The 21814-nt window shown below is 46.8% G+C and carries 19 protein-coding genes; 4 read left to right on the top strand and 15 right to left on the bottom strand.

Annotated elements, in window-relative coordinates; genetic code table 11:
* Positions 1-199: 199 nt before the first annotated feature.
* The 3 genes from BMZ54_RS17490 to BMZ54_RS17480 form a co-directional block, all read right to left on the bottom strand.
* Positions 200-838 carry a hypothetical protein gene (locus BMZ54_RS17490; protein ID WP_143081047.1) on the bottom strand — a complete coding sequence of 213 codons (639 nt, stop codon included), beginning with the start codon at positions 836-838 and terminating at the stop codon, positions 200-202.
* 244 nt (positions 839-1082) lie between these two features.
* Positions 1083-1892: an endonuclease/exonuclease/phosphatase family protein gene (locus tag BMZ54_RS17485; RefSeq protein ID WP_089914602.1), complete on the bottom strand. Its 810-nt coding sequence runs from the start codon at positions 1890-1892 to the stop codon at positions 1083-1085.
* A gap of 189 nt (positions 1893-2081) precedes the next feature.
* The gene (locus tag BMZ54_RS17480; protein WP_089914600.1) at positions 2082-2492 is read right to left on the bottom strand and encodes an SMI1/KNR4 family protein; all 411 of its coding nucleotides are present in this window, start codon (positions 2490-2492) and stop codon (positions 2082-2084) included.
* A gap of 119 nt (positions 2493-2611) precedes the next feature.
* Between BMZ54_RS17480 and BMZ54_RS17475 the strand changes: the two genes are divergently transcribed.
* Positions 2612-3118 (top strand): hypothetical protein, encoded by a 507-nt coding sequence (locus BMZ54_RS17475; RefSeq protein ID WP_143081046.1) that lies wholly within the window; start codon positions 2612-2614, stop codon positions 3116-3118.
* On the opposite strand, the gene BMZ54_RS17470 is transcribed toward BMZ54_RS17475, so the two are convergent.
* Together BMZ54_RS17470 and BMZ54_RS17465 are read right to left on the bottom strand one after the other, a co-directional pair.
* Entirely contained in the window at positions 3084-3527 is a 444-nt protein-coding gene (locus BMZ54_RS17470; RefSeq protein WP_089914594.1) for a hypothetical protein, read from the bottom strand. The genes BMZ54_RS17475 and BMZ54_RS17470 overlap by 35 nt on opposite strands.
* An 89-nt stretch (positions 3528-3616) precedes the next feature.
* Complete coding sequence (locus BMZ54_RS17465; protein ID WP_202909278.1) at positions 3617-4270, bottom strand: tetratricopeptide repeat protein; 654 nt, start codon at positions 4268-4270, stop codon at positions 3617-3619.
* A gap of 373 nt (positions 4271-4643) precedes the next feature.
* Here BMZ54_RS17465 and BMZ54_RS17460 point away from each other — a divergent pair, with 373 nt between their 5' ends.
* The gene (locus tag BMZ54_RS17460; protein ID WP_143081045.1) at positions 4644-5372 is read left to right on the top strand and encodes a hypothetical protein; all 729 of its coding nucleotides are present in this window, start codon (positions 4644-4646) and stop codon (positions 5370-5372) included.
* Positions 5373-5460: 88 nt separating this feature from the next.
* Here BMZ54_RS17460 and BMZ54_RS17455 read toward each other — a convergent pair whose 3' ends face one another.
* The 7 genes from BMZ54_RS17455 to BMZ54_RS17425 form a co-directional block, all read right to left on the bottom strand.
* Positions 5461-6888, bottom strand: coding sequence for an efflux transporter outer membrane subunit (locus BMZ54_RS17455; RefSeq protein ID WP_089914586.1), 1428 nt, complete (start codon positions 6886-6888; stop codon positions 5461-5463).
* A gap of 65 nt (positions 6889-6953) precedes the next feature.
* A complete protein-coding gene (locus BMZ54_RS17450) occupies positions 6954-10142 on the bottom strand; it encodes an efflux RND transporter permease subunit (RefSeq protein WP_089914583.1) in 3189 nt (1062 codons plus the stop codon).
* Positions 10143-10243: 101 nt separating this feature from the next.
* Positions 10244-11395, bottom strand: coding sequence for an efflux RND transporter periplasmic adaptor subunit (locus tag BMZ54_RS17445; RefSeq protein WP_089914580.1), 1152 nt, complete (start codon positions 11393-11395; stop codon positions 10244-10246).
* Positions 11396-11495: 100 nt separating this feature from the next.
* The gene (locus tag BMZ54_RS17440; protein ID WP_089914577.1) at positions 11496-12197 is read right to left on the bottom strand and encodes an SDR family NAD(P)-dependent oxidoreductase; all 702 of its coding nucleotides are present in this window, start codon (positions 12195-12197) and stop codon (positions 11496-11498) included.
* An 89-nt stretch (positions 12198-12286) separates the two neighbouring features.
* Positions 12287-13183, bottom strand: a complete 897-nt coding sequence (locus BMZ54_RS17435; protein ID WP_089914575.1) for a helix-turn-helix domain-containing protein — start codon at positions 13181-13183, stop codon at positions 12287-12289.
* A gap of 176 nt (positions 13184-13359) precedes the next feature.
* Positions 13360-14913: a vanadium-dependent haloperoxidase gene (locus BMZ54_RS17430; protein WP_089914572.1), complete on the bottom strand. Its 1554-nt coding sequence runs from the start codon at positions 14911-14913 to the stop codon at positions 13360-13362.
* Entirely contained in the window at positions 14903-15832 is a 930-nt protein-coding gene (locus BMZ54_RS17425) for a hypothetical protein (protein WP_089914569.1), read from the bottom strand. The genes BMZ54_RS17430 and BMZ54_RS17425 overlap by 11 nt, the downstream gene beginning before the upstream one ends.
* Positions 15833-16162: 330 nt before the next feature.
* Here BMZ54_RS17425 and BMZ54_RS17420 point away from each other — a divergent pair, with 330 nt between their 5' ends.
* Entirely contained in the window at positions 16163-16690 is a 528-nt protein-coding gene (locus BMZ54_RS17420) for a DinB family protein (protein ID WP_089914566.1), read from the top strand.
* 150 nt (positions 16691-16840) lie between these two features.
* Positions 16841-18847: an FAD-dependent oxidoreductase gene (locus tag BMZ54_RS17415; protein WP_089914562.1), complete on the top strand. Its 2007-nt coding sequence runs from the start codon at positions 16841-16843 to the stop codon at positions 18845-18847.
* Between the two features lie 13 nt (positions 18848-18860).
* Here BMZ54_RS17415 and BMZ54_RS17410 read toward each other — a convergent pair whose 3' ends face one another.
* Genes BMZ54_RS17410 through BMZ54_RS17400 form a run of 3 tightly spaced genes read right to left on the bottom strand, consistent with a single transcriptional unit; the run spans position 18861 to position 21756 of the window.
* Entirely contained in the window at positions 18861-20183 is a 1323-nt protein-coding gene (locus BMZ54_RS17410) for a M23 family metallopeptidase (protein WP_089914559.1), read from the bottom strand.
* 12 nt (positions 20184-20195) lie between these two features.
* The gene (locus BMZ54_RS17405) at positions 20196-21176 is read right to left on the bottom strand and encodes an SDR family oxidoreductase (RefSeq protein WP_089914555.1); all 981 of its coding nucleotides are present in this window, start codon (positions 21174-21176) and stop codon (positions 20196-20198) included.
* Positions 21177-21213: 37 nt separating this feature from the next.
* A complete protein-coding gene (locus tag BMZ54_RS17400) occupies positions 21214-21756 on the bottom strand; it encodes a P-loop NTPase family protein (protein WP_089914552.1) in 543 nt (180 codons plus the stop codon).
* Between the last annotated feature and the right edge of the window lie 58 nt (positions 21757-21814).

Genomic DNA, 21814 nt, shown 5'->3' with positions numbered 1-21814 from the left:
GCATCCCGGCTATAAGCCGGGAAGGCCATTGGTTCGAATCCAATCCGGTTCACAAAGCGAAGTCATAAAGGCTTATGCCTACTTTGGTGCGCTGCACTGCCATGAATGAATATCAATTTCCGCTTTAAGTACAAATTGTGGCTGATCATTTATTCGATGAGCTTTTGTGTCACAGCATTAATAAGCTTTAATTTATCCATTATATAAGTAAGCCTTTAGCCTTTCTCCTTGCCTGTTCTGCAGCCTGATCGAATACGGGCGCCCCGGCCTGCGCCGCATTGCGAACAAGGTTTAAGTCAACAAAGGGGCCGCCTCTGTCGAGTACACCAGGATCAAAAAGTTCTGGTTGGTCACCGTCGAGGAAATCGGGTTTTGCTGGCCAACCCTCGCCACACATAATCAGGGCATCGATTTGTTTTGTTGCTTTGGCCGGTGTATGGGCATCGAGCAATACACCGCGTGCAGTGAGGGTTCCAGTCACATTGAGGCTCGCTCCTCCATCACCCCAGGTACCTACAACAAAGCCGTACAGGGTGGCATCGTCTTCAATTGCCACACGCGCACCGCCTGAGAAGAAGAGATTACGCGCCTGTAATTTTCCCAAAATCATGAGCGTACTCACGCGCTCTTCGGGTGTTTTACAAATAATGGTTCCTTTAACTTCCACATTTCCGTCAATGATGATCGCCCAGGGATCTTCATCGAGGATGAGATCACCATCAATCTGCAATGGCCCCGTTATATATCCAATATATACCGGTTCATCATTCAGTGATGCAGTTTCTTCAAACCAGCTCCACCAGTGTTGTTCACCGTATTGTTCCTTTAATTCATTCATAGATGTTCGTGTACCAGAGTCCTGTATGTTTTCCGTCATTCAATATTTAATTTATTCTTTTCCTTGTATACCAAAGCATGTATCACCTGTATGCAGGTGCCTAAAACTGCAAAAGCCATCCATCATTCACCGCAGCTTTAAAAAAAATGAACAGGCATTATTGTCCGTCTGAAAGTAAAACCCGTTTTGCAAACCTTAAGAACCCTCCCGGCGCGCGCAAACGGATAATTATGGTACATGAATATTAAAGCTCATAGACAACAAAGACCGGAACGTGATCAGAAAGTTTCCTCGCTACCTTTAAGTCTATAAAATCCCTGTAAAAATGGATCACACCACCACTAAGTAACTTGATCGTTGAGGGATTAAAGTAAAAGTTATCAAACTCAGAGGCCAGACAATCTCCATTGATACATTGCTGCCTGAGTGACGTTTTCTGTCCCTTAAGCATAGCGGTATAGCCCATCTTTTTCAAGGGATTAAATACGGTATGAGATGCTGGAACATTAAAGTCACCGCAAAAGATCAGATTGTCATCCGGATAGGACCCTGGCAAGAATTTAAAATACTTGATCTCAGTCTCCGGCTGCCTGGATTTGGGTATTGCATGAAAGTTCACAAGTGTGAATGTTCTGCCGGCAATTTTAAACCGGCCATAGAATGGCTCCCGTTCGATGAGAAGTCCATATTTTTGCTCAAGCCATGGACGGCCAACCCTTGTAACTTTTTTCGCTTTCCATATAAATGCATACCGCTCGGCTTTATGTAAAGAACTTCCGGAAGTGATCTCACTCACTGCATAGTCCCATTTGCCACCGCTCCTGTTAAGCGCATCAACTAAACGGGCTACGGCCTGGGAGCCGCTAAAGCCAGCTACAACTTCCTGGATGGCAATCAGATCATATGCTTTTACCGTATTTGCAATAAAATTTATCTCCGGACCATCCTTTGATCTTCCAAAATCTTTTAAGTTCCATGACAAGATCTTAACCGTTGTCTGAGCAGTGACTCCAAGGCAATAAAAACAAAACAGTGCGAAAACAATGTACTTCATTATATAAACTGGCCGATCTCTTTTACTTTTACCCGTGGCAAAAATAATACAGCAGTTCCACGGAATTATTGATTATTTAATTTGATTTAGGATTTAAAGCAGCGCCATAGAAGTATCAGCAACCGGGGAGACAAGCAACAGTTATACCTATCCTGATAAATGAAACCTGTTGAAGTTAATCGGGTACACTCATGCATGCATATAAAGAAAGTTTAGAAATCCTTCGAAATCATTACTGATATAGGTAATAAAATCCGTCTTGAAGTTTGACATTAGGCCGAAAGAATGATAGGATAGATCCGTCTTTCGAAAAGCATAACCGGTATCCGCTGCGTCCTTTCCAAATAGAAAGAAACCGGGGATTTGCTTCATTAGTAGTTCGTAATCACTATTTGTTTCAATAAGCTCATTGATGGGGAACAATACCAGGTAGCTGTTTTTGCCAATTTCGCCATCGCCCCCGTTAAAAGTCCTCATTACATCTAAATAATCGCCGGGCAACTTAAAATCTAATCGCTTACTTATTCCGTCGATTAGGGCATCATCAGCACCTTCCGGCTTGAAAAAATCTGTGAAAAATTTTTCAAATTTTGGTTCCATATTGTTTTTTATCAGGTAATTAAATATACTTCCTGGATATAACTCTACCAAAGAGAATATTGCCCGGCTCTTTTTTGTTATTAAAATTTAATATGTTTACTACAGAAACTTCCAGCTCAATGAATCGGATTATAATTACCCTGTTATTGACAATTGCTTTGCCTGTTCTGAGCCTTCATGCTCAACAGAAAAATACTGAAACGGATATTTCAGCTATTCGTGCTGCATTCAAAGAGATCAATACCCTATCGCTGAAACAGGAGCAATTCAAGTATGAGTCCGACGGCTGCGTGGAGGATGGCATTGTACAATACTTCTTTAAGGGCAAAGAGATTGTAAAGATCATAGAATCCGGGAGTATCGGGGATGGCAGCTGGAAAAAAGAATACTATTACCAATCCGGTAACTTTATCTTTTCCTATGAAAAGCTTATTGGCGGCTCTGCCGGGGGAGAAGTAACCCAAAGCGAATATCGTATATACGCAAAAGATGGCGCAGCCATTCGCTACATGGAGGATCAAAAGATCATACAGCCCGATAGCAGGGTTACTCAAACACTGGCGGCCGCAGGGAAATTACTGAAAGCCTATACTACAAAAAAATTCGCAGCAGCTTTGTGTGAGTGATCAATGAGTAACCTTTGATTGCTTCATTGCTACTTTTTAAAAAATGTTTCCCTAAAGCCAATACCAAACACCAATAAATAATGGCTACCGGCAATTCGGGATAATCAGTATTAGTTACAATTGTGCCTATTATAGGCACCACTCTTACTTTTATGGTTGTTCCTACCTGGAACTTACCGCTGTTGTACTCGCCCCTGGATAAACAATAATCATACGCTTCGCTGTCTACGGCAACTACAGCCTTGTTATTTTTACGTCCTGCGGAGCCGGGCGTAGCTATTATTACTGCATTTACCTCTTTGCCGAAATACTTGCCATAGGCATATAAGAAAAAGTATCCAAAGAATAGCACCGCAAAAAGACTGAATGCGGATGCTATGAAGATAAAGTCTGTTTTCTCCCCAAACATATAAGTGTTTGCTTTTTGTTAATTGATTTCGCGCCAGTCCTAAGCTGAAACAAAATAACAATAGTCTGGTAGCCGTAAATTAAATACGGCTATTGCTTATTCTCCGCTATTGACTTTAATGCAAATTTTGCCAGCTCCACATTAGCTGTGGTTGTTGCGGCAGAGAAAATTAAATCGCCCAGGATTTTCTTAGCCTCTTCCTTTTTACCACTGTCATCCAGGATAATAGCCTTGTTAATGAGCAAAACGCCTTGTGTTTCAGCATCAGGCGCTTTGGAAAGTCCGGTGTCTATCACGTTCAGCCGCTGTGTATTATCATCCAGTAAGTTTGCCAGCTCTTTCCATGCAGGCGCAAAGTCAGGCACATGGTCTGTAATAGTTCTTGCGATCTGAAATTTTTCATTTGCATCTTGTGTCCATTCGATCTGCATATACGCCATATACAAACCACTGGGGAATTTACCTGCTTTTTCACCTTCCAGGGTATATAATGCTGTCTTGGTAGTAAAGAAGCCTTTGGGTTGCAGCTCATCCGTTTTTTGATAGAATTGTAATGCCTTAGCGGAATCACCTTTCAACAGGTAGGTAAAGGCCAGGTCATAAACCGGGTATGCCCATGTGGGTTCAAGATCCATTGCCGCTTCAAGTTTCCTGATGGATTCATCATATTGGCCTGATTGTCCCAATACTCTTGCTTCTTCATGCAATTGTTTAGCTGCTGTGTTAATAGGGTGGTTATTCATAATTTCATAATTTACCTGGCCCGTAGTAGCTGCAAGGTCAGCTTGGCTTAGGATGTGCCCGAGGCTATCTTTAAAAATTATACTGTCAGAGACCTGGGCATCACCTGGTTGGCATGAGAATAAAGCCAGGACAACTAATCCCCAAAGACTTCTTATAACTTTCATGAAAGTCAATGATGTTTTGGTAAGGGATACATTTAATCAGCCTAAATGTATTGAAAATATTTTATGTTTATCTGCCTGATCTGGCAAATAAAGTAAGTAGCTACCAGTCATTTGGCTGCCTGTAACTTCATATACATATCCAGTTGGTAAAAGCCTGAACAGTTTATAAATTTAGCCAATGGATAATTATACACCCCAACGCGCTAGAATGAAAAGATGCCTGTTGCTCCTGGCCGTTCTCAGTACGGCCTGTTGTTATGGACAGCAATACAGCCGTGAGATAACATGCGGTACCGACACCGTTACCGGGTATTCTTTTTACGAACCATACCCCGCGTTTGCCTGTACAAAGGTTTCCGGATTTGGGATACGGGCCGAAATAGGCGTTTCAGGATACGCTTACAATAATAAGACCAAACAGTGGCTTGGCAATCATTTCGGCGGATCACTGGCGCTTGCGGTGGCGTATAAGAATTTTACCATAGGCTTTAGATTTAAACCCTGGACCATAAGACCTAAAACAGATCTTGCTTTCGGAAGCGATACTTTAACCCCCTCGGCAGAACTTAATCCCATTAAGCTGGATTATTATGTTGGCTACTCAATAGATCTTAAGCACAATATTTCGGTGGAGCCCTACATTGGGTGGACGAGCAGTGTATTTGAAGTTATTAATGAAAAAGACCTGCACCGGTCGTACGATATACAAACTGCAAATGGGCTGATAGCAGGTGTAACGCTCAATAAATATTTCAGAATAAGTGAATTTCAATTTTTTTCGGTTTTTATAAGTACGGGATATGCCACCACAGGTTTCTCAAAAACCAATAGCCGGCTTGGCAATGGATATTACGAAGGTACTTTCGGTATTGCCTACAAGGGCTTTTACAGAATGCATTTTCTGCGGCGGGCAGATGGCAGCAAAAAGTATCATTAAACCATAACAAAATAAAAAGGCCAGGGTAGGAATGCCCCGGCCGGTTTAAAACCTACAACTGTTACATACTGTAACATAACACTATAACCTATTGCCAGCCTCCACCCAAAGCCTGGTATAATATTACTTCCGCGCTCAAACGCTGCCGTTGCAAACCAGCCAGGCTAAGGTCGGCCTGCAGCTTATTATTCTGTGCCGTCAATACTTCCAGGTAGCTGGCATCGCCGGTATCATACAGCAGGCTGGAATTTTTTACCGCCTGTTCTAATACCAGCACCTGCCGGCTGGTATGCTGCTCCTGTTCCTTTAGCTTAACAATCTGTGAAAGGGAATTGGATACCTCGCCCAGCGCTGTTAATACCGATTGTTTGAACTGCAGCTCCGCCTGTTCGCGGCTTATCTTTGATTGTTCGTATTGTGTTTTTAAGCGTTTATTCTGTAATAAAGGTTGCACCAGTGAACCTGCGCCGGTAGCAAAAAGGGAACCGGGTATCTTAAACCAGTTACCTGCATCAAAAGCATTCAGGCCACCCTGGCCGGTAATGGTTAAAGAAGGGTACATGCTGGCGCGGGATACGTTCATCATAGCATGTGCTTGCATCAACGTCATTTCAGACTGGCGTATATCCGGCCGGCGGCTTACCATGTTTGCGGGAATGCCGGCTGATAATGTTTCGTGTAATGATAAGGATGAGATGCCTCCTGTGCGGCCTATTTTACCGGGGTTTTTACCGGTAAGTACTGACAGTGCATTTTCCTGCGCCAATAATTGCTGCTCCAGCTGCGGCAGCATGGATGCAGCCTGCTCACGCGATGCTTCCAGCTGCTGTATGGCCAGCGTGGTTACATTACCGGCGTCCCGCAGCATGGTGGTTACGGCAATAGAGCTGTCGTATAAAGCAATGCTTTTACGGGTTACTTCCAGTTGCGTATCCAGCATCAGCAGATTATAATATCCTTGTGCAATATCAGATACCAGCTTTGTTTGTACTGCTTTTGCCGCTTCCTGTGATCCAAGGTAGTCAGCCAGTGCAGCATCTTTCCGGCTTTTTATCTTACCCCATATATCTGCTTCCCAGGAGATGTTTAAACCGGTGGTATAATCTGCTATATAGCTCTGGCCCAGGAACTGGCTGGCAGTAAGCCCATTCAGGCTGTTGTCTGAAGGCCGGGAAATAGAGGCCTGCCCTACGGTAAGGTTAACCGTGGGGGCATTGTTCCATTTAGCCTGTTTAAAGGCCTGCGCGGCATAATCAATTTGTTTGATGGCCACCTGCAGGTTATAGTTGTGCGTTATACCGCTGTCTATTAATTGCAGCAGCACCGGGTCGGTGAAAAAGGCATGGTAAGAGATAGTAGCTATGCCGGAATCAGACACATTGCCGGCGCTGTCTGTGCGGAAAGCAGCCGGCAGGTCCAGTGCCGGGGCCTTGTACTTCTGCGTTACGCAGGAATTAACTGCAGCGGTGATCACCATTGCACAAAGAAAAAGAACGGACCGTTTATACTTATACATATCTGCCACTGTTTATGAGATCAAAAGCTGATGGCGGCTGTACCGCCACCAGGTAAAAATGTTTTTTAAATATGCCCGGGTATGGCTTGTCCGTATTCATCGTACGCCTCGTGTTTTGAGGGGCGCTTTACCAGCTCCTGCAGGTATTGGAACACTACAAACAATACGGGTATAATGAATATGCCCAGCAGCACCCCGCTTAACATGCCTACAACAGCTGCCCAGCCTATGGAGTGGTTACCAAGGGCAGAGGGGCCTACGGCGCGCAGCAGCGGTATAAGGCCTGCAATAAAGGCAAGGGAGGTCATAATAATAGGGCGCAGCCTTGCCTTGGCGCCGTCTACGGCTGCAGCTACCAGCGATTTACCGGCACGCCGGCGCTGTACTGCATACTCCACAATAAGGATGGCATTCTTTGCCAGCAGGCCTATGAGCATGATCAGGGCTACCTGTACATAAATGTTGTTCTCTATACCGCCGATCTTTATTCCTATAAATACGCCCAATAACCCGGTAGGGATGGAGAGCATAACGGAAAACGGCAGCAGGTAGCTTTCATACTGCGCGCTTAGCAGCAGGTACACAAACACCAGGCATAACGCAAATATGAAAATGGTTTTACTGCCTGCAGATTGTTCTTCCCGGGTAAGCCCTTTCCAGTTAGTAGTATAGCCTGTTGGTAAATTGGTGGCCTTCACGCGCTCAATAGCGGTAATGGCCTGGCCGGTACTAAATCCCGGTTTAGGCATTACCGTTGCACTGATAGCGTTGAACATGTTAAAGTGGTCAACCGTTTCTGTACCGTACACCCGTTTCATGTTGATCAGTGTTTTTACCGGCACCATTTGTCCATCGCGGTTCGACACTGAAATACCATCCAGTGAAGAAAGGTCCGCACGGTCTTCTGCTGCGGATTGCAGCACTACGCGGTAGTACTTGCCAAAGCGGTTAAAGTCCGATGCCTGCATACTGCCGTAAAACCCTTGCATTACCGTTACCAGGTCCTTTACATTAACGCCTAGCTGTTTGGTCTTCATTTCATCTATTTCCATCTCATACTGCGGGTACCCGGTGTTAAAGGTGGTAAATGCAAGGGCTATTTCCGGCTGTTTCATTAGTTCCCCAAGAAATCCCTGGGTCACCTGATTAAATTTATCTATGCTGCCTGCGGTGCGGTCCTGCAGTACCATATCAATACCGGTAGTGGTACCAAAGCCCTGTACCGTAGGTAATGCCAGCACATAAAAGGAGGCGCCTTTCACATCCATGAGCGTGCCTTGCAGCATTCCCAGGATCTGGTTTATATCTTTTGTTTTTCCCCGTTCTTCCAGGTCTTTCAGCTGTACCAGCATTAAACCGGCCGAAGAGCTGGCGCTGTTCGTTAAAATGTTAAGACCGGAAACAGACACGGTATTCTTTACAAAGGGGAATGAGGAGATCATATCCCGCCCTTTTATCATGGCTTCGTTTGTACGTTCCAGTGAAGCGCCGGGCGGCAGTGAAACGGATACGATCAAAAAGCCCTGGTCTTCATCCGGTATAAAACCGGTAGGCGTTGTTTTGGCCAAAAACACCAGCAGGGCAAAAACGCCGGCCAGCGCTGTAAAGCCCACCCATTTCTTTTTTATTAAGAAAAGCACGGAGAGGCCGTAACGGGTGGTGAGCTTATTAAAGCCTGCATTAAACCCTGCAAAGAAGCGTTTGCCAAAGCTGGTCTTCTGTTGGGGATGTTCACCTTTTTCACCGGTAGCATGGCTATGCGCATCCTTCAGGAACAAGGCACAAAGCGCAGGGCTTAAGGTAAGCGCATTCACCGCAGAGATCAGGATGGCAATAGCCAGCGTTAATGCAAACTGCCGGTAGAATACGCCCGTTGGCCCATCCATAAAACCTACGGGTAAGAACACCGCCGACATCACCAGTGTAATGGATACAATGGCGCCGGTGATCTCGCTCATAGCCGATACCGTAGCCGCCCTGGCAGGCAGCTTCCGCTTTTCCATTTTGGCATGCACGGCCTCCACCACTACAATGGCATCATCCACCACAATACCAATGGCCAGTACCAGCGCAAACAACGTAAGTATGTTAATGGAGAAGCCAAAGATCTTCATAAAGAAGAATGTACCTATAATAGATACCGGCACCGCAATGGCAGGAATAAGGGTAGACCGGAAATCCTGCAAAAAGATGAACACCACAATAAACACCAGCACAAAAGCTTCAATAAGTGTGTGTATCACCTGGTTAATGGATTCATCCAGCGATTTCTTGGAGCTGTAAGGTATTTCATACGTAATACCCGGCGGAAAGGATTTTGAGAGCTCCTTCATTTTTGCCTGCAGCTGTGTCTCTATTTCATTTGCATTGGAACCTGCTGTTTGATAAATGCCGGCTACTACTGTTTTATTTTTATTGAAGGTAGCGTTGATGGTGTAGTTGAATGCACCCAGCTCTACCCGCGCTACATCTTTCAGCCTTAGTACAGAGCCGTCTGTGTTGGCGCGTACAATAATGTTCTCATAGCTTTCCGGGGTAGAGAGTTTGCCCTTGTATTTAATAGCATATTCCATGGCCTCCGGCGTGCTTTGCCCAAACCGGCCCGGTGCGGCTTCCAGGTTCTGGTCCTGTATGGCGGCGGCCACTTCCTGCGGCGTAATGCCGTAAGCGGCCATTATCTGCGGCTTCAGCCAAACGCGCATAGAATAATCCTTATTGCCAAATACGTTTGCCTGACCCACACCATTCACACGTTTTATTTCAGGCACTATATTTATTTTGGCATAGTTCTGCAGAAAGGTTTCATCGTATGATGGATCTGTAGCTGTTATAGCCAGGAACATAATGGTGCTGTTCTGCTGTTTTAAGGTGGTGATACCGTACTGGATCACTTCTGCGGGCAGCTGGCTGGTAGCCTGGGATACGCGGTTCTGTACATTCACCGCGGCCTGGTCAGGGTTCACCCCCAGCTTAAAATATACATTAATGGTAAGGGTACCATCGTTACTGGAAGTAGAGGTCATGTAGGTCATGTCTTCCACGCCATTGATGGCATCTTCCAGCGGGGGCGCTACAGAGCGGGCTATTACATCACTGCTGGCGCCGGGGTATACGGTGCTTACCGTTATACAGGGCGGTGCAATATCCGGGAACTGTGTAATGGGAAGCGAGGTCATACCCACAATACCCAGTATTACCAATATCAGGGATATCACTGTTGCAAGAACGGGTCTTGTTATGAATTTTTTAAGCATAATGGATCACATGTTTTATGTTGCAATGCGCTGTGTTAAAAACAGCATATGCAAACGCCACTCAACGGTTTAGAAGATCGCCTGGTTTGTTTGTCAGGAATTTATTTTGCCGGTTCCGGCGTAATGGTCATTCCGTTCTGCAGGCGTTCAAAGCCCTGGCTTACCACCCTGGCGCCGGGTTGCAGGCCGCCCGTAATAATGTAGTCCGTACCGGTTTTGCCGGATGACTGTAAGGGCACCTGTTTCACCTTATTGCCGTTATCTACTGTAAAGGCATATATTTTATCCTGTATTTCCATGGTAGATGCAATGGGTAATAACAGCACGTTATCAAACTGCTGATCTATCAGTATTTTACCGGTATTGCCGGAACGCAGTATGGACTTGTTATTGGGAAAAGTGGCCCTTAAAGTAATAGAGCCGGTTCCTTTATCAAACTGGCCTTCTACAGCGGTTATTTTTCCTTTCTCAGCATACAGGCTGCCATCCGGCAATTGCAGGGACACCGCTGGAACATGATCCAGCATTTGCGCCGTATTATTGCCGGGGTGCTGCTTTTCAAAGTTCACAAAATCGCGCTCACCCATACTGAAGTAGGCGTTCACGTTATGCGTGTCTGATAATAATGTAAGCGGCGTGGTACCGGTAGGGGATACCAGGCTGCCCAGCTTAAACGGAATGCGTCCTATATAACCGCTCACCGGGGCTGTAATGGTGCAATAACCTATGTTTATGCGTGCGTTTTCTACCGCAGCCTGTGCCTGTTCTACCACCGCTTTGGCAGCAGCAAAAGCTGCTTTGGCTGTTTCAAGGTTTATATTAGAGCTTACCTTGTTCTGTACCAGGGTTTCCGTTTTTGTAACATTTATGCGGGCAGATTCCATGTTGGCTTCTGCATTATGTAAGGTGCCAAGGGCAGTGTTCAACTGCTGCCGGTATACACGGTCATCTATAAAGAACAGCGGCTGGCCGGCCCGCACCAGGGCGCCTTCATCTACATAGATTTTCAGCAGGCTTCCGGATACCTGGGGCCTTACTTCAACATTCACTACGCCTTCCAGGGTGCTGCTATACACGGTTGTTACCCTGGCTTGTGCGGGTTGTATGGTAATAACGGGCAGCTTTTGCGGCGGGGCGCCGGCGGCGTTTTGCCCTTCTGCCGTTCCCTTGCATCCCTGGATCATTAATGCTGGTATTAAAAGACATAAGACCAATCCTGCAGTTCCTGTACTTACAGCTGTTGTTTTTTTCATTATTCGTATAATTAAATATTTAGTGTTACGCTACCTCACAGGCAATAGTATAGCCGCTCCATAGCGGAGTATAGTATGGCAGCTGTGTTTATGACATAGCTTAATCCTTCAGTATAGCCTGTATTATTTCGTTATGAAAAGTTTTAGTAATGCAGCATTGAAATATTTTCTCCGGCGCTGCTGCCTGGCCACAGTACAGTTTTATAATGAATTGCCCTACCATTACGGGAGCAATAACATTTTCAATATACACATGATGGTACCTGGTTTTGATCTTGTGCTTTTCCCGCGCAAACAGGCCTGCAATTTCCATCTGGAACAGGCTGGAAAGGTGGTGCAGGCTGGTGTGCGGCTTACGTGCAAGGTGCGCTGCATTGCTCATGGTAACATACATGCTGCCGGGGTCCTGCATTAAGGTGAACAGCGCCCTGCTGGCTGCAAAATAAGCGGTAAGGCTGTTGCCCATTGTTTGCCATTCTTCAATATCAGTTTGCAGGAAAGAGCGGGTATTGCGGCTGGCATTTATATAGGTAACTGCCAGGTCTATACGTTTAAACTGGTTATAGAGCATATCCGCATAATCCTTCACCTTCGCATAGTCGGCTATATCTGTGAGAAAGGTAACCAGTTTATCCTGCGGAACGCTTTGCAGCGCGGCTTTTAAGCCGGCAATATCACTTACACTGGAAGCCGGTACCACTACCGTTGCATTTTCTTCAAGAAAAGCCTGCACAATGCCTTTACCCACATAACTGGTTCCATCAACAACAAGCGCAATTTTACCTGATAAGCTGTTACCCATTTCTCACAGATCAGTTGAATACGAAACTGACGATGCAAAATTGGATAAAAAAAGAGGGGTGTAAAAGGTCTGATTATAGCCAAAATTGGTCAAAACAGATTATTTTTTCCATTTTTAACGGTCTGCTTATAAGTGGAGGGAGAGAGGCCGGTGTGTTTTTTAAAGTATTTCCCAAAAAAGGATTGGTCGCTGAACTGCAGCTCTTCTGCTGCCTGCGCCACACTCACTGCGGGGTTGCTGAGCAGTATCTGGGCCTCCGTTATCACGGCCGTATCTATCAGCTCACCAGCCGGTTTGCCGATCACCTGTTTAATAACCTTTGTAAGATGGCCGGTTGTTACAGACAGGCGGTTGGCATAGAACTGGAGGCTGCGTTCACTTTTAACATGCAGCCGTAAAAGGTCCAGGAACCTGGCGGTAAGATCTTCTTTGCGGTTAAGCTTTATGGATTGAAAATCGTTGTACTTCCTGAAAATAGACCCGGTTTCATAAAGTAACGCCATGAGCTGATGCTGGATCACCTCTTTCTGAAAATAAAGGGGATCGCTATTGGTAAGCTTGGCGGTTAATATATCCAGCATAGTGGTGATCATTTCCACCTCACTGTCATTAATGCTGTACTGGTGGTTGATGCCGGAGGCGGTCATCTGGAACAGTTCACTACCGGTAACGTGGATACCGCTTTTCATAAGAAAATCAGTGTCCATGGTAATACCGGCAAAAGTGCAATCTTCAGAGATGTCTTCAATGGTATAAATAAACCCCTGGATAATGAAGTAAATGCAGCCCCGGGTGCAGGTAAGGGTTTCAAGATTGCATTGCAGCCGCATAGCGCCGCTGGTAACAAGAAAGAAGCCGCCTGTTTCTGCACGGAAAGGTTTATTGATCATGGGGGCATACTCCTCCATATTAATACTCTTTTCATTGAAAACAGATATTCCTTCAATAGTGCTGATACCCGCCGGTATGCGTTCCTGTTCGTTCATATTGTAATACGGGAAACAGCAGCAAATATAAAGAGCAGAAAGCACAAAGCGTAAAGCACAAAGCGTAAAGCAGAAAGCGGAAAGCAAAAAGCATAAAGCCAAAAGCAGAAAGAATAAAGCAAAAAGCCATGAACATACGGTCCTCAGCTTTCTGCTTTCTGCTTTACGCTTTCAGCTTACTCCGCCCCATCCGTTTGCGCCCTTAACACAGCACGCTCACCCACTTTTCTACCGCTTTCCAGTCCCATGGTACAATCACTCCGATAATGGATAGCGCCGTATAAGCGCGACATAGAAGCTTCTGTAGCCATGTCATTGAATTTGGATCCCCGGTCAGGCAGCAGGTGCGTTAACACAGTGGCCGCCGCAGCGCTGAACGTTGAGTGGCCGGATGTATAGGAAGGGAAATTAGGTACGCCCGTTAATGTTTTAATATTCGGATCCGACTGCGAAGGCCTGGGATTAAAATAAAAATACTTAGCATCCCAGCAGGCAATAGCAGCATCCATTAATGCCATATTGATCAGCGCATAGTTCCTGGCCCATCTTACCTCGCTGTAATGCTCTTTTACAAATTCATCGGCTGCAATGGCATCCCAGTGGCCGGCAGGAGTGTAGGTGCCGGCGCCATCGGCCCAGAAATGCACAATGCGCAAACGGTCGCGGGTAGGATGCTGGCTGTAGTATAACACTTCTTCTGTTTCCTCTTTGAATTGCTGTGAAGAGGTAGAGGGCGGCGGCGCCGGGCGCATATTAATAATATCCATTGAGTCGCATAAAAAGCCCTTTACTTTTGAAAATAAAGGCAGCATGGGCGGCCTTTTGGGAGATTCGAGGCTAAACCAGCAAACCTCTCCCTTTGCTTCTGTATCGGTTTCAAATTTTTTCCAGATGTCAGGATTGCCTATGGCCTGCCCTGCCCGGTCAGCTCTTCCCCTGGCAGAGAATTTTTGCGCTACCAGCTTTCCCAACGCTTCACCGGCCTCAATTTCGCTGCGTACATTAGCCCCTGCCATAATCCGGTACCGTTCCTGCTCATCGGCTTTTTGCTGAATGTAAGCCACCTCGCCGGGGAATAATAATTTCAGCATTTCTACAGCGGCTCCGGCAACTGCAGCATCTTCACTGGGGTAAGAGGGCAGGTCCGACCTGGGAACCAGGGCCTGTACCAGTGAATCCACTTTATACGGCGCTGCACGGTTGTATAATTTCTTATAATGCCAGGTTGCTACCAGCGCATCATACTGGGCCGCGCTTACATAGGCATAGGCCCGCGCTGCATAGGGCGGATTGGCAAACGGAAAATAAGGATAGGCAAACGGATTAGCTGCACTGGGTGCAGGATACGTGTTATCCGGATTCTGATAAGGAGGTAAGTTATATTTTGCTACCAGCTCACGTAATATTTCGTTCCACCTTAATACCGCACCGGCGCTCCAGTATTGAATGATCTTTTTATCGTTGTCGCTAAGGTTGCGCTGCAAACCTTTTATTTCATTCAGCTCCGCTATATAGGCGGGGGTGTTGGTGGCCACTGGCGCTGCAACGGCAAATTCGCCGGGTGTGGTCAGCAGCACAGGTTTCCATGTACCGGCATCCAGGTCAATGCTGGTGGGTGTTAGTGCAGGATAGCTGTCAGAGCGGTCATTCAGGTCCTTTGAGCACGACCAGTATACCAGCGCACTAAGCACTGTTACCATCAGTAATTTATAGCTAAGATTAGTTTTCATAAGTTGCATGTTTTTTTGAAAAGTCCATCAGGTAAAAAACGCCGCCATTCACTATAGTGGCCTGGCCCACATTCCTGCCTGCAACCGTATACTTTGCACCGGCTGTTAGCTCAAGGCCGCGAAGGGCCCTGGCAAATGAATATTTGAAATTAACGCCGGTCATAGTGGCGTTCATCTTATTGCTTGGGAACGGCATATCATTCTTCCTGATATCAAAACCGCCCAGCGTATTCATATTATCCAAAACCGCTTCTGCTATCCAGGTACGGCTTCTGTAACCTGCTCTTGCATTAAAGCCGGCCACATTGGGCATATCCACCTCGTTGGTAAGATGCATTTCCGTATCATAATAAGCGGTGCGGTCTATCCTGATATTGCTTCTTAAAGTATAGTATCCGGATGCGGTGGTGAAGAATTTACCAAGCTGGTAATCAAGCATGCCCCTGAAAGTGAGGTTCTTGCTGTGAAGCCCAATGGACATGGGCAAAAAGTCAGCTACATAATTGGTGACCGGAAAGGAGAAATTGCCGATGGCAAAAGCAGCTAACCTGCTCTTTTTCCCAATGGAGAAAGTATGGATCTTATATTTCACGGAAAGTCCAAGGTCCTGCACTCCCTTCAGGCCTTTCAGGGTGCCGTTGGTAGCTTTGGTTTGCACATAGGGCAGGTTAAACAGCACATTTAATTTACTGGTAATACCATAGTTGCCCATTATGCCAATCATTTGTGTGCTTACGGTACCCAGGTTCTCATTGTCCCTTTTAAAGGTGCCTTCCCAGTAGTTCTTCCAGCTGTTATGGCTGTACATGCCACCCACGCACAGTACATTTTTATTCAGCATAATAGCATCCATGTCTGTTTGCGCCTGCAGACGGCAAACCATGAAGATGCATACGCACACCGTCGTAAAAAATTTCATAGTATTAATTTATGTCAGCGAATTATTTCTATAAGGTATCATTCCGGTATTGGCGGATTAGATTTTGGACAACATCATCAGGCAAAAATGATCACTGTATTGTGCTTATATATAGTAATTATAATAAGTACAGGAAATTCTTCTATACGATTTAAGCTAATTGGTTGATAATTACATCACTGTAATCTCTTCATTGTTCGTTGAGGCGAATATAGGTTTTTTCCCGAAAAAGCAAAAAGAGTATTATTTACATCTATTCCTGTATAACACTTTAATAGTAAAGAGGTATGTACTAAATTTATCCGGTAAAGCACAATTCATTAAACCCATATGTTAAAGATCGGCCGTCCAAATGCAGATGATGCACCTGCCTGGTATCCTTACTTTTTTAACCTGGCGCCCGGCGATGACCTGATAGCAGCTTTGCAGCATAATAAACAGCAGATGCTTGACCTGATCAGCTCCATTCCGGTGTCAAAAGAAGATTTTAGATACGCGGAAGACAAATGGACGGTAAAGCAGGTTTTTATTCACCTGGCCGATGATGAACGCTACTACGCCTACAAAGCTTTTTGCTACTCCCGGCAAATAGATGTTGACCTGGAAGTGCCGCCCGCAGGGGATACCTATCCTAAAGATTTTAATGCGGCTAACCGTACCCTGGCAGATATACGGGATGAGCTGATCACCATCCGCGATGCTACTATAAGCCTGTTCAGCAGCATGACACCGGCAATGCTGGATTTTAAAGACTTCCCGGACAAGAAAATAATTTACTCCGCCCGCAGCTTAGGCTGGATGGCAGTGGGGCATAACCAGCATCATTGCAATTTTATCAGGGAAAAGTATTTAGTATAAGCCGTTTTGCCCATTACACTATTTAGTCAGCTGAACCGGTACCGCAGTTAAAAACCGTACCTTAAATAAAGTACTATACCTATAACCCGATACGCCTGCCCGCACCCTCATTCCTATTTTAGGGATCACCTCAAATTTAAACTAACAGTAATGATCACACGAAAATGGACCCCTACAAAAGCAGGCTGCTTACTGCTTGTCACCCTCCTTTTTTTAATACCCCCCCAGCCGCTGGCTGCACAGCAGGCAAACAGCTATGATATTTGCATTTATGGTGGTACCGCCGCCGGGGTAATAGCTGCCTATACCGCCAAAAAAATGGGTAAAACAGTACTGCTGATCGATCCCGGTAGTCACCTGGGCGGCATGACCACCGGCGGCCTGGGCATGACAGACATTGGCAATAAATACGCTATCACCGGCCTGGGACGGAATTTTTACCGGCGTATTGGCCAGCATTACGGGAAATTTGAGCAATGGATCTTTGAGCCGCATGTAGCGGAAGCGCTTATTAACAGCTATATTCAAAACGCCGCCGTACCCGTGCTGTACCGCTATTATCTTACTCAGGCCACCGTACAGCAGGGCAACATACAATCCATTAACCTTATTAAAGTTGACTGCAATAACGATTCAATAAGGACCATCACCGCAAAAATATTTATTGACTGCAGCTATGAAGGCGACCTGATGGCCAAAGCCGGTGTAAGCTATACCGTGGGCCGCGAAGCCAATACCCAGTACCAGGAAACCTACAACGGCGTACAGCTGCGCGATAAACACCAGTTTGCAGACAGCATAGATCCCTACAGAACACCCGGCCAGCCGGAAAGCGGCCTGTTATGGGGTATTAGCCCTGCATCGCTGGCAGCACCCGGCAGTGGCGATGCAAAGGTGCAGGCCTACAACTTCCGTATTTGCCTTACCAACGTAGCCGCCAATATGATTCCCATTACCCGCCCGGATAACTATGATTCCACGCGTTATGAGCTGGCATTGCGTTCCATGGCCAAAACGCCCTGGACCAGCCTTATGGGCGGTTTAAAGTTTGATGTTATGCCAAATAATAAAACAGACATCAATAACAACGGTCCTTTTTCTACAGATATGATCGGCATGAACTATGATTATGCGGAAGCAGATTATATGACCCGGCGGCAGATCTTTAAAATGCATGAGGACTATACAAAAGGATGGCTGTACTTCCTGGGCCATGACCCACGGGTAAAGGCCAACATTCGCCCGCTGATGTTAAAATGGGGTTACCCTAAAGATGAATATTCAGACAATAGTAACTGGACCTTTCAGCTGTACATACGCGAAGCGCGCCGTATGGTAAGCGCCTATGTAATGACGCAGGCTAACTGCGAGGGGCGCGTGAAGGCAACGGACGGTATTGGCCTGGGCGCTTACTCTATGGATTCCCATAACTGCCAGCGTATAGTGGTGAACGGTATGGTAAAAAATGAAGGGGATGTACAGGTAGGTGTGCTGAACCCATATGCTATCAGCTACCGTTCAATAGTACCCAAAGCAGCAGAGTGTAGGAATTTACTGGTGCCGGTTTGTTTGTCCGCTACACATATTGCCTATGGCTCCATACGCATGGAGCCTGTGTTTATGGTGCTGGGACAGTCGGCCGCTGTTGCCGCTGTGCAGGCTATTAACAACCAGCAGGCTATCCAGGATATAGATGTTACTGCCGTGCAGCAAAAGCTGAAACAGGATCCGCTGGCAGATGGCAGCATACCTGAAGTGCAGGTAGATGATGCGGATACCGCTTATGTACGCACTACCGGTACCTGGCAAAGATTAAGGTCTGCCAACCAGTATGCCACCTCTATACTGCTATCCGTGGCACCTGGCTCCGCCGCCAGCAGCGTGCGTTTTAACCCGCCCATGCAATTTAACGGGCGTTATACTATTTACTATTACAATTTAGCCCGTGCCAATAAAGCATCAACTGCAGCATTTACGATTGCTGCTGCCAACGGGCTGCAAACCATTACGCCGTCTTTAGTGGAAAATGGGAATGAATGGATCTCCCTGGGCACTTATGAATACAGCAGCGGCAGCCCTTTTTACGTAAGCATTGCATTACCTGAAGGTGTGCAGGGCGATCTGCTGGCAGATGCGCTGCTGTTTGTACCGGAGTAAAATGTAATGACTGTTACAGCTGCACCCAGCCTTTTTGCTTCCCGTATGTTATAAACCGGTAGGCGCCCTGATCACCTAAAATGTCTATGTCAGCGCCTGCAGGAATGGTGATTTTTACCGCTGCTGCGGTATCAGGTGCATCCAGCAAAGGGGTAGCATTTTTAGCCAGCTGCTTTTTATAGGGCTGTGCGGATACTGCTTTGCTTTCCACAAATCCTTCCCGGCTGTCAGGCAATGCTACTTTATACCAGCTGCCGGTAGCAGCCATTACCTGCATTACCCGGTTGGCCGGTAGTTTTTCTATGAGTGTGCCGTTCTTTACGGGAGATGCGATCAGAGAGGTAGCGCCGGTATTGCGGATAATGTGCTGCAACAGGACTGTAGCTGCTGTTACTTCAGCAGGTGCTGGCCGGTCCCTGTTCACAAAAGGAAGCGGGTCTATGGCGCCTCCATTGGTATAAATGCCAAAATGCAGATGGGTAGCCGTATTGCGGGCATTACCGGTATTACCCATTAAACCAATAGTATCGCCCAGCTTTACTTTTTGTCCTTCGCGTACCAGCACTGAATCAAGATGGGCATAGTACAAGCTGTAAGGTTTTCCATCCGGGTTCAGGAAGATGACCCGGCCTCCCAGCTTGTTTTCACGGGTGCTGCTGATAAAGCCATCGGCTGCTGATATAACCGGTGTTCTGAATTTGCCGAAAATATCAATGCCTTCGTGGCTGCGGCTGCCGCCATCCCGGTTAGCGCCCCAGAAGCTGCCAATACGCGGCTGTGTGCTGCCCGGCACCGGGAAAGCCAGGGAGGGCGCAGTAGTAATAGTAACGGTATATTCACCGCTGCGTAATAATTCAGGTTGCAGGCGCAGTAAAAAACGGCCATCAGCCTTTACTTCATGTTGCAGGGTCCAGGAAGTGGTATCTGCTGCCGCCAGCAGAACAGGTTTCTCATTAGCGGCTGCCGGCTGCCACAGGTCTGCAAAAATTTTGAAGCTGCTGGTTGGTTTCCCGGTTATGGCAATCTTTAGCACATCACCCCGGCGGGCCGGGAACAGGTAACCTGCTGCATCCGGTTTCTCTGCTGCAAAATAGCCGGTTTCCTTATAAGGTAAGGTAATGCTTAGCGGGCGTGCCAGGGCCTTTTCCGCTGCGGCAAACCATAAGCTGCCCAGGGCGCTGCTGGCAAGCCCTGCATCGGTAAGGCGGCTGGCATATTGCTCATGGGCTGTTTGCTTTGTAAATAATCCTCTTTTTGAGGTAGAGCAGGCAGCAGCAAAAAAAAGGACAAAGCAGGTATATAAAATGCCTGTTGTCCTGCCGTGATATGCAATCATTTTAAACCGCTTTTATTTTGAGCTCCCTTTTGACAACAAATAAATGCCGATGGCAAAACCTGCCAGGAAACCCATTGCCGTAGCTTTGCGCCTTGCTTTATTGATAGTGCCGGCTGCCGGAAAAACGCCCTTGGTGCTCATACCATAATCCACCGTATTAAAGAGGTTGCCGTTTGTGCGGGCAATGGGTTCTGCTAAGCTAAAGTATTTACGTATTACCATACCGGTGATTTTTGTGGTCAATCCGGGGAATACGGTATGTGCCGCTTTAAATATCAGCGAAGGAAGGGTATAGCTAGCAGACTTTGGATCTCTGATAAGTGCAGCAATCGACCTGGCCACTTTAACCGGGTCTTGCACCGGCGGCGCAGGCTTTAATACCTTACCGGTATAATTACCTGCATGCAGTATGCCCGGCGTATTCAGGAAATGGGGAAAGAGGTCGCAAACATAGATCTCCGGCCACGGGCTAAGCTCGCCTTTAAGCGCCTCTGAAAAGCCGCGCAGTCCGAATTTGCTGGCGGTGTACCCGGCGCCATAAGGCACCGGCAAATAGCCGCCAATGGAAATGTTGTTGATGATAATACCATGGCGCTGCTGCTTAAAATAAGGCAGTACAGCATGTACGCCGCTCATATAACCCAGCAGGTTGGTGGCTACTACCTGGTTATGCACTTCCAGGGGTGTTTCATCAAAATCACCTGCTGCCAGCACACCGGCGTTATTGATCCATACATCTATACCTAAACCCCAGTCATGGGCTGTAGCGGCCAGCTTTTTCATGGCAGCAGCATCGGTTACATCTGTAGGTACCACCAGTACATCTGCACCAAATTCCCTGCATTCTTCAGCCACTTCTTCCAGCGAAACGGTATTTCTGCCAGCCAGTACCAGTGAGGGCCTGCTGGCAGCCAGCTCCACCGCAGCAGCCCTGCCAGCGCCGCTGGAAGCGCCGGTGATCACAATTGTTTTTCCGGTTATATCCCTGTTCATAAAGACATTTTCCGGTTGTTGCTCAACAACAGTGCCACTACGTTTGGGGTATGGCCTCCATCACGACGGCCAGGCGTTCTGCTACCGTCAGATCGCCGCGTATTTGCAGCACGCGGCCGGTTTGCTGTTGCAGCCATTGCTCATGCACCTGTATGGTACGGCCGGCAATACCGGTACAGTTATCATAGTCTGCTGCCCAGGCCATAAATGCCTGGTATTGTTGATGCCTTTGCGCATCTGTAAAAATAACCTCCCCATAACGTTCCAGTTCCCGGGCCTTCAACCTTTCCATACGGATGGCGGGTGGCAACCAAAGGAACACGATCAGGTCAAACGGCGGAAAAACATCCTTGCCCCAGTTAACCGCGGATCCGCCCAGCACCCAGCTGTTGTGTTTATCCAGGTCGGCACGGATAGCGGCATTCCTTAAACCGGGCGCTCTTTTAAGTGTAAAAGGGGGAGTGGTGGGTTCCCAGAAATAAGCATCAGTATCAAAATAAGGGAGCTGCAATGCTGCTGAAAGCGCATTTCCCAATGTAGTTACGCCACTTCCGGAAGCGCCGAAAATGTGGATCTTCATATTTTTCTGTTATTTACGATCAGGGCTTTGGTGTTCCTTGAAGCTGTGCAGGGTACTG

It is taken from the genome of Chitinophaga rupis, assembly GCF_900109685.1.
In the GTDB taxonomy this organism is placed as follows: domain Bacteria; phylum Bacteroidota; class Bacteroidia; order Chitinophagales; family Chitinophagaceae; genus Chitinophaga; species Chitinophaga rupis.
This window is presented reverse-complemented; position numbering and strand designations above follow the sequence as displayed.

Excerpts from the sequence above, each read along its gene's own strand:
- BMZ54_RS17450 (WP_089914583.1), bottom strand. The coding sequence starts at position 10,142 with ATGCTTAAAAAATTCATAACAAGACCCGTTCTTGCAACAGTGATATCC.
- BMZ54_RS17470 (WP_089914594.1), bottom strand. The coding sequence starts at position 3,527 with ATGTTTGGGGAGAAAACAGACTTTATCTTCATAGCATCCGCATTCAGT.
- BMZ54_RS17400 (WP_089914552.1), bottom strand. The coding sequence starts at position 21,756 with ATGAAGATCCACATTTTCGGCGCTTCCGGAAGTGGCGTAACTACATTG.
- BMZ54_RS17420 (WP_089914566.1), top strand. The coding sequence starts at position 16,163 with ATGTTAAAGATCGGCCGTCCAAATGCAGATGATGCACCTGCCTGGTAT.
- BMZ54_RS17425 (WP_089914569.1), bottom strand. The coding sequence starts at position 15,832 with ATGAAATTTTTTACGACGGTGTGCGTATGCATCTTCATGGTTTGCCGT.
- BMZ54_RS17430 (WP_089914572.1), bottom strand. The coding sequence starts at position 14,913 with ATGAAAACTAATCTTAGCTATAAATTACTGATGGTAACAGTGCTTAGT.
- BMZ54_RS17410 (WP_089914559.1), bottom strand. The coding sequence starts at position 20,183 with ATGATTGCATATCACGGCAGGACAACAGGCATTTTATATACCTGCTTT.
- BMZ54_RS17415 (WP_089914562.1), top strand. The coding sequence starts at position 16,841 with ATGATCACACGAAAATGGACCCCTACAAAAGCAGGCTGCTTACTGCTT.
- BMZ54_RS17435 (WP_089914575.1), bottom strand. The coding sequence starts at position 13,183 with ATGAACGAACAGGAACGCATACCGGCGGGTATCAGCACTATTGAAGGA.
- BMZ54_RS17440 (WP_089914577.1), bottom strand. The coding sequence starts at position 12,197 with ATGGGTAACAGCTTATCAGGTAAAATTGCGCTTGTTGTTGATGGAACC.
- BMZ54_RS17460 (WP_143081045.1), top strand. The coding sequence starts at position 4,644 with ATGAAAAGATGCCTGTTGCTCCTGGCCGTTCTCAGTACGGCCTGTTGT.
- BMZ54_RS17455 (WP_089914586.1), bottom strand. The coding sequence starts at position 6,888 with ATGTATAAGTATAAACGGTCCGTTCTTTTTCTTTGTGCAATGGTGATC.
- BMZ54_RS17485 (WP_089914602.1), bottom strand. The coding sequence starts at position 1,892 with ATGAAGTACATTGTTTTCGCACTGTTTTGTTTTTATTGCCTTGGAGTC.
- BMZ54_RS17405 (WP_089914555.1), bottom strand. The coding sequence starts at position 21,176 with ATGAACAGGGATATAACCGGAAAAACAATTGTGATCACCGGCGCTTCC.
- BMZ54_RS17445 (WP_089914580.1), bottom strand. The coding sequence starts at position 11,395 with ATGAAAAAAACAACAGCTGTAAGTACAGGAACTGCAGGATTGGTCTTA.
- BMZ54_RS17475 (WP_143081046.1), top strand. The coding sequence starts at position 2,612 with ATGAATCGGATTATAATTACCCTGTTATTGACAATTGCTTTGCCTGTT.
- BMZ54_RS17490 (WP_143081047.1), bottom strand. The coding sequence starts at position 838 with ATGAATGAATTAAAGGAACAATACGGTGAACAACACTGGTGGAGCTGG.
- BMZ54_RS17480 (WP_089914600.1), bottom strand. The coding sequence starts at position 2,492 with ATGGAACCAAAATTTGAAAAATTTTTCACAGATTTTTTCAAGCCGGAA.
- BMZ54_RS17465 (WP_202909278.1), bottom strand. The coding sequence starts at position 4,270 with ATGAATAACCACCCTATTAACACAGCAGCTAAACAATTGCATGAAGAA.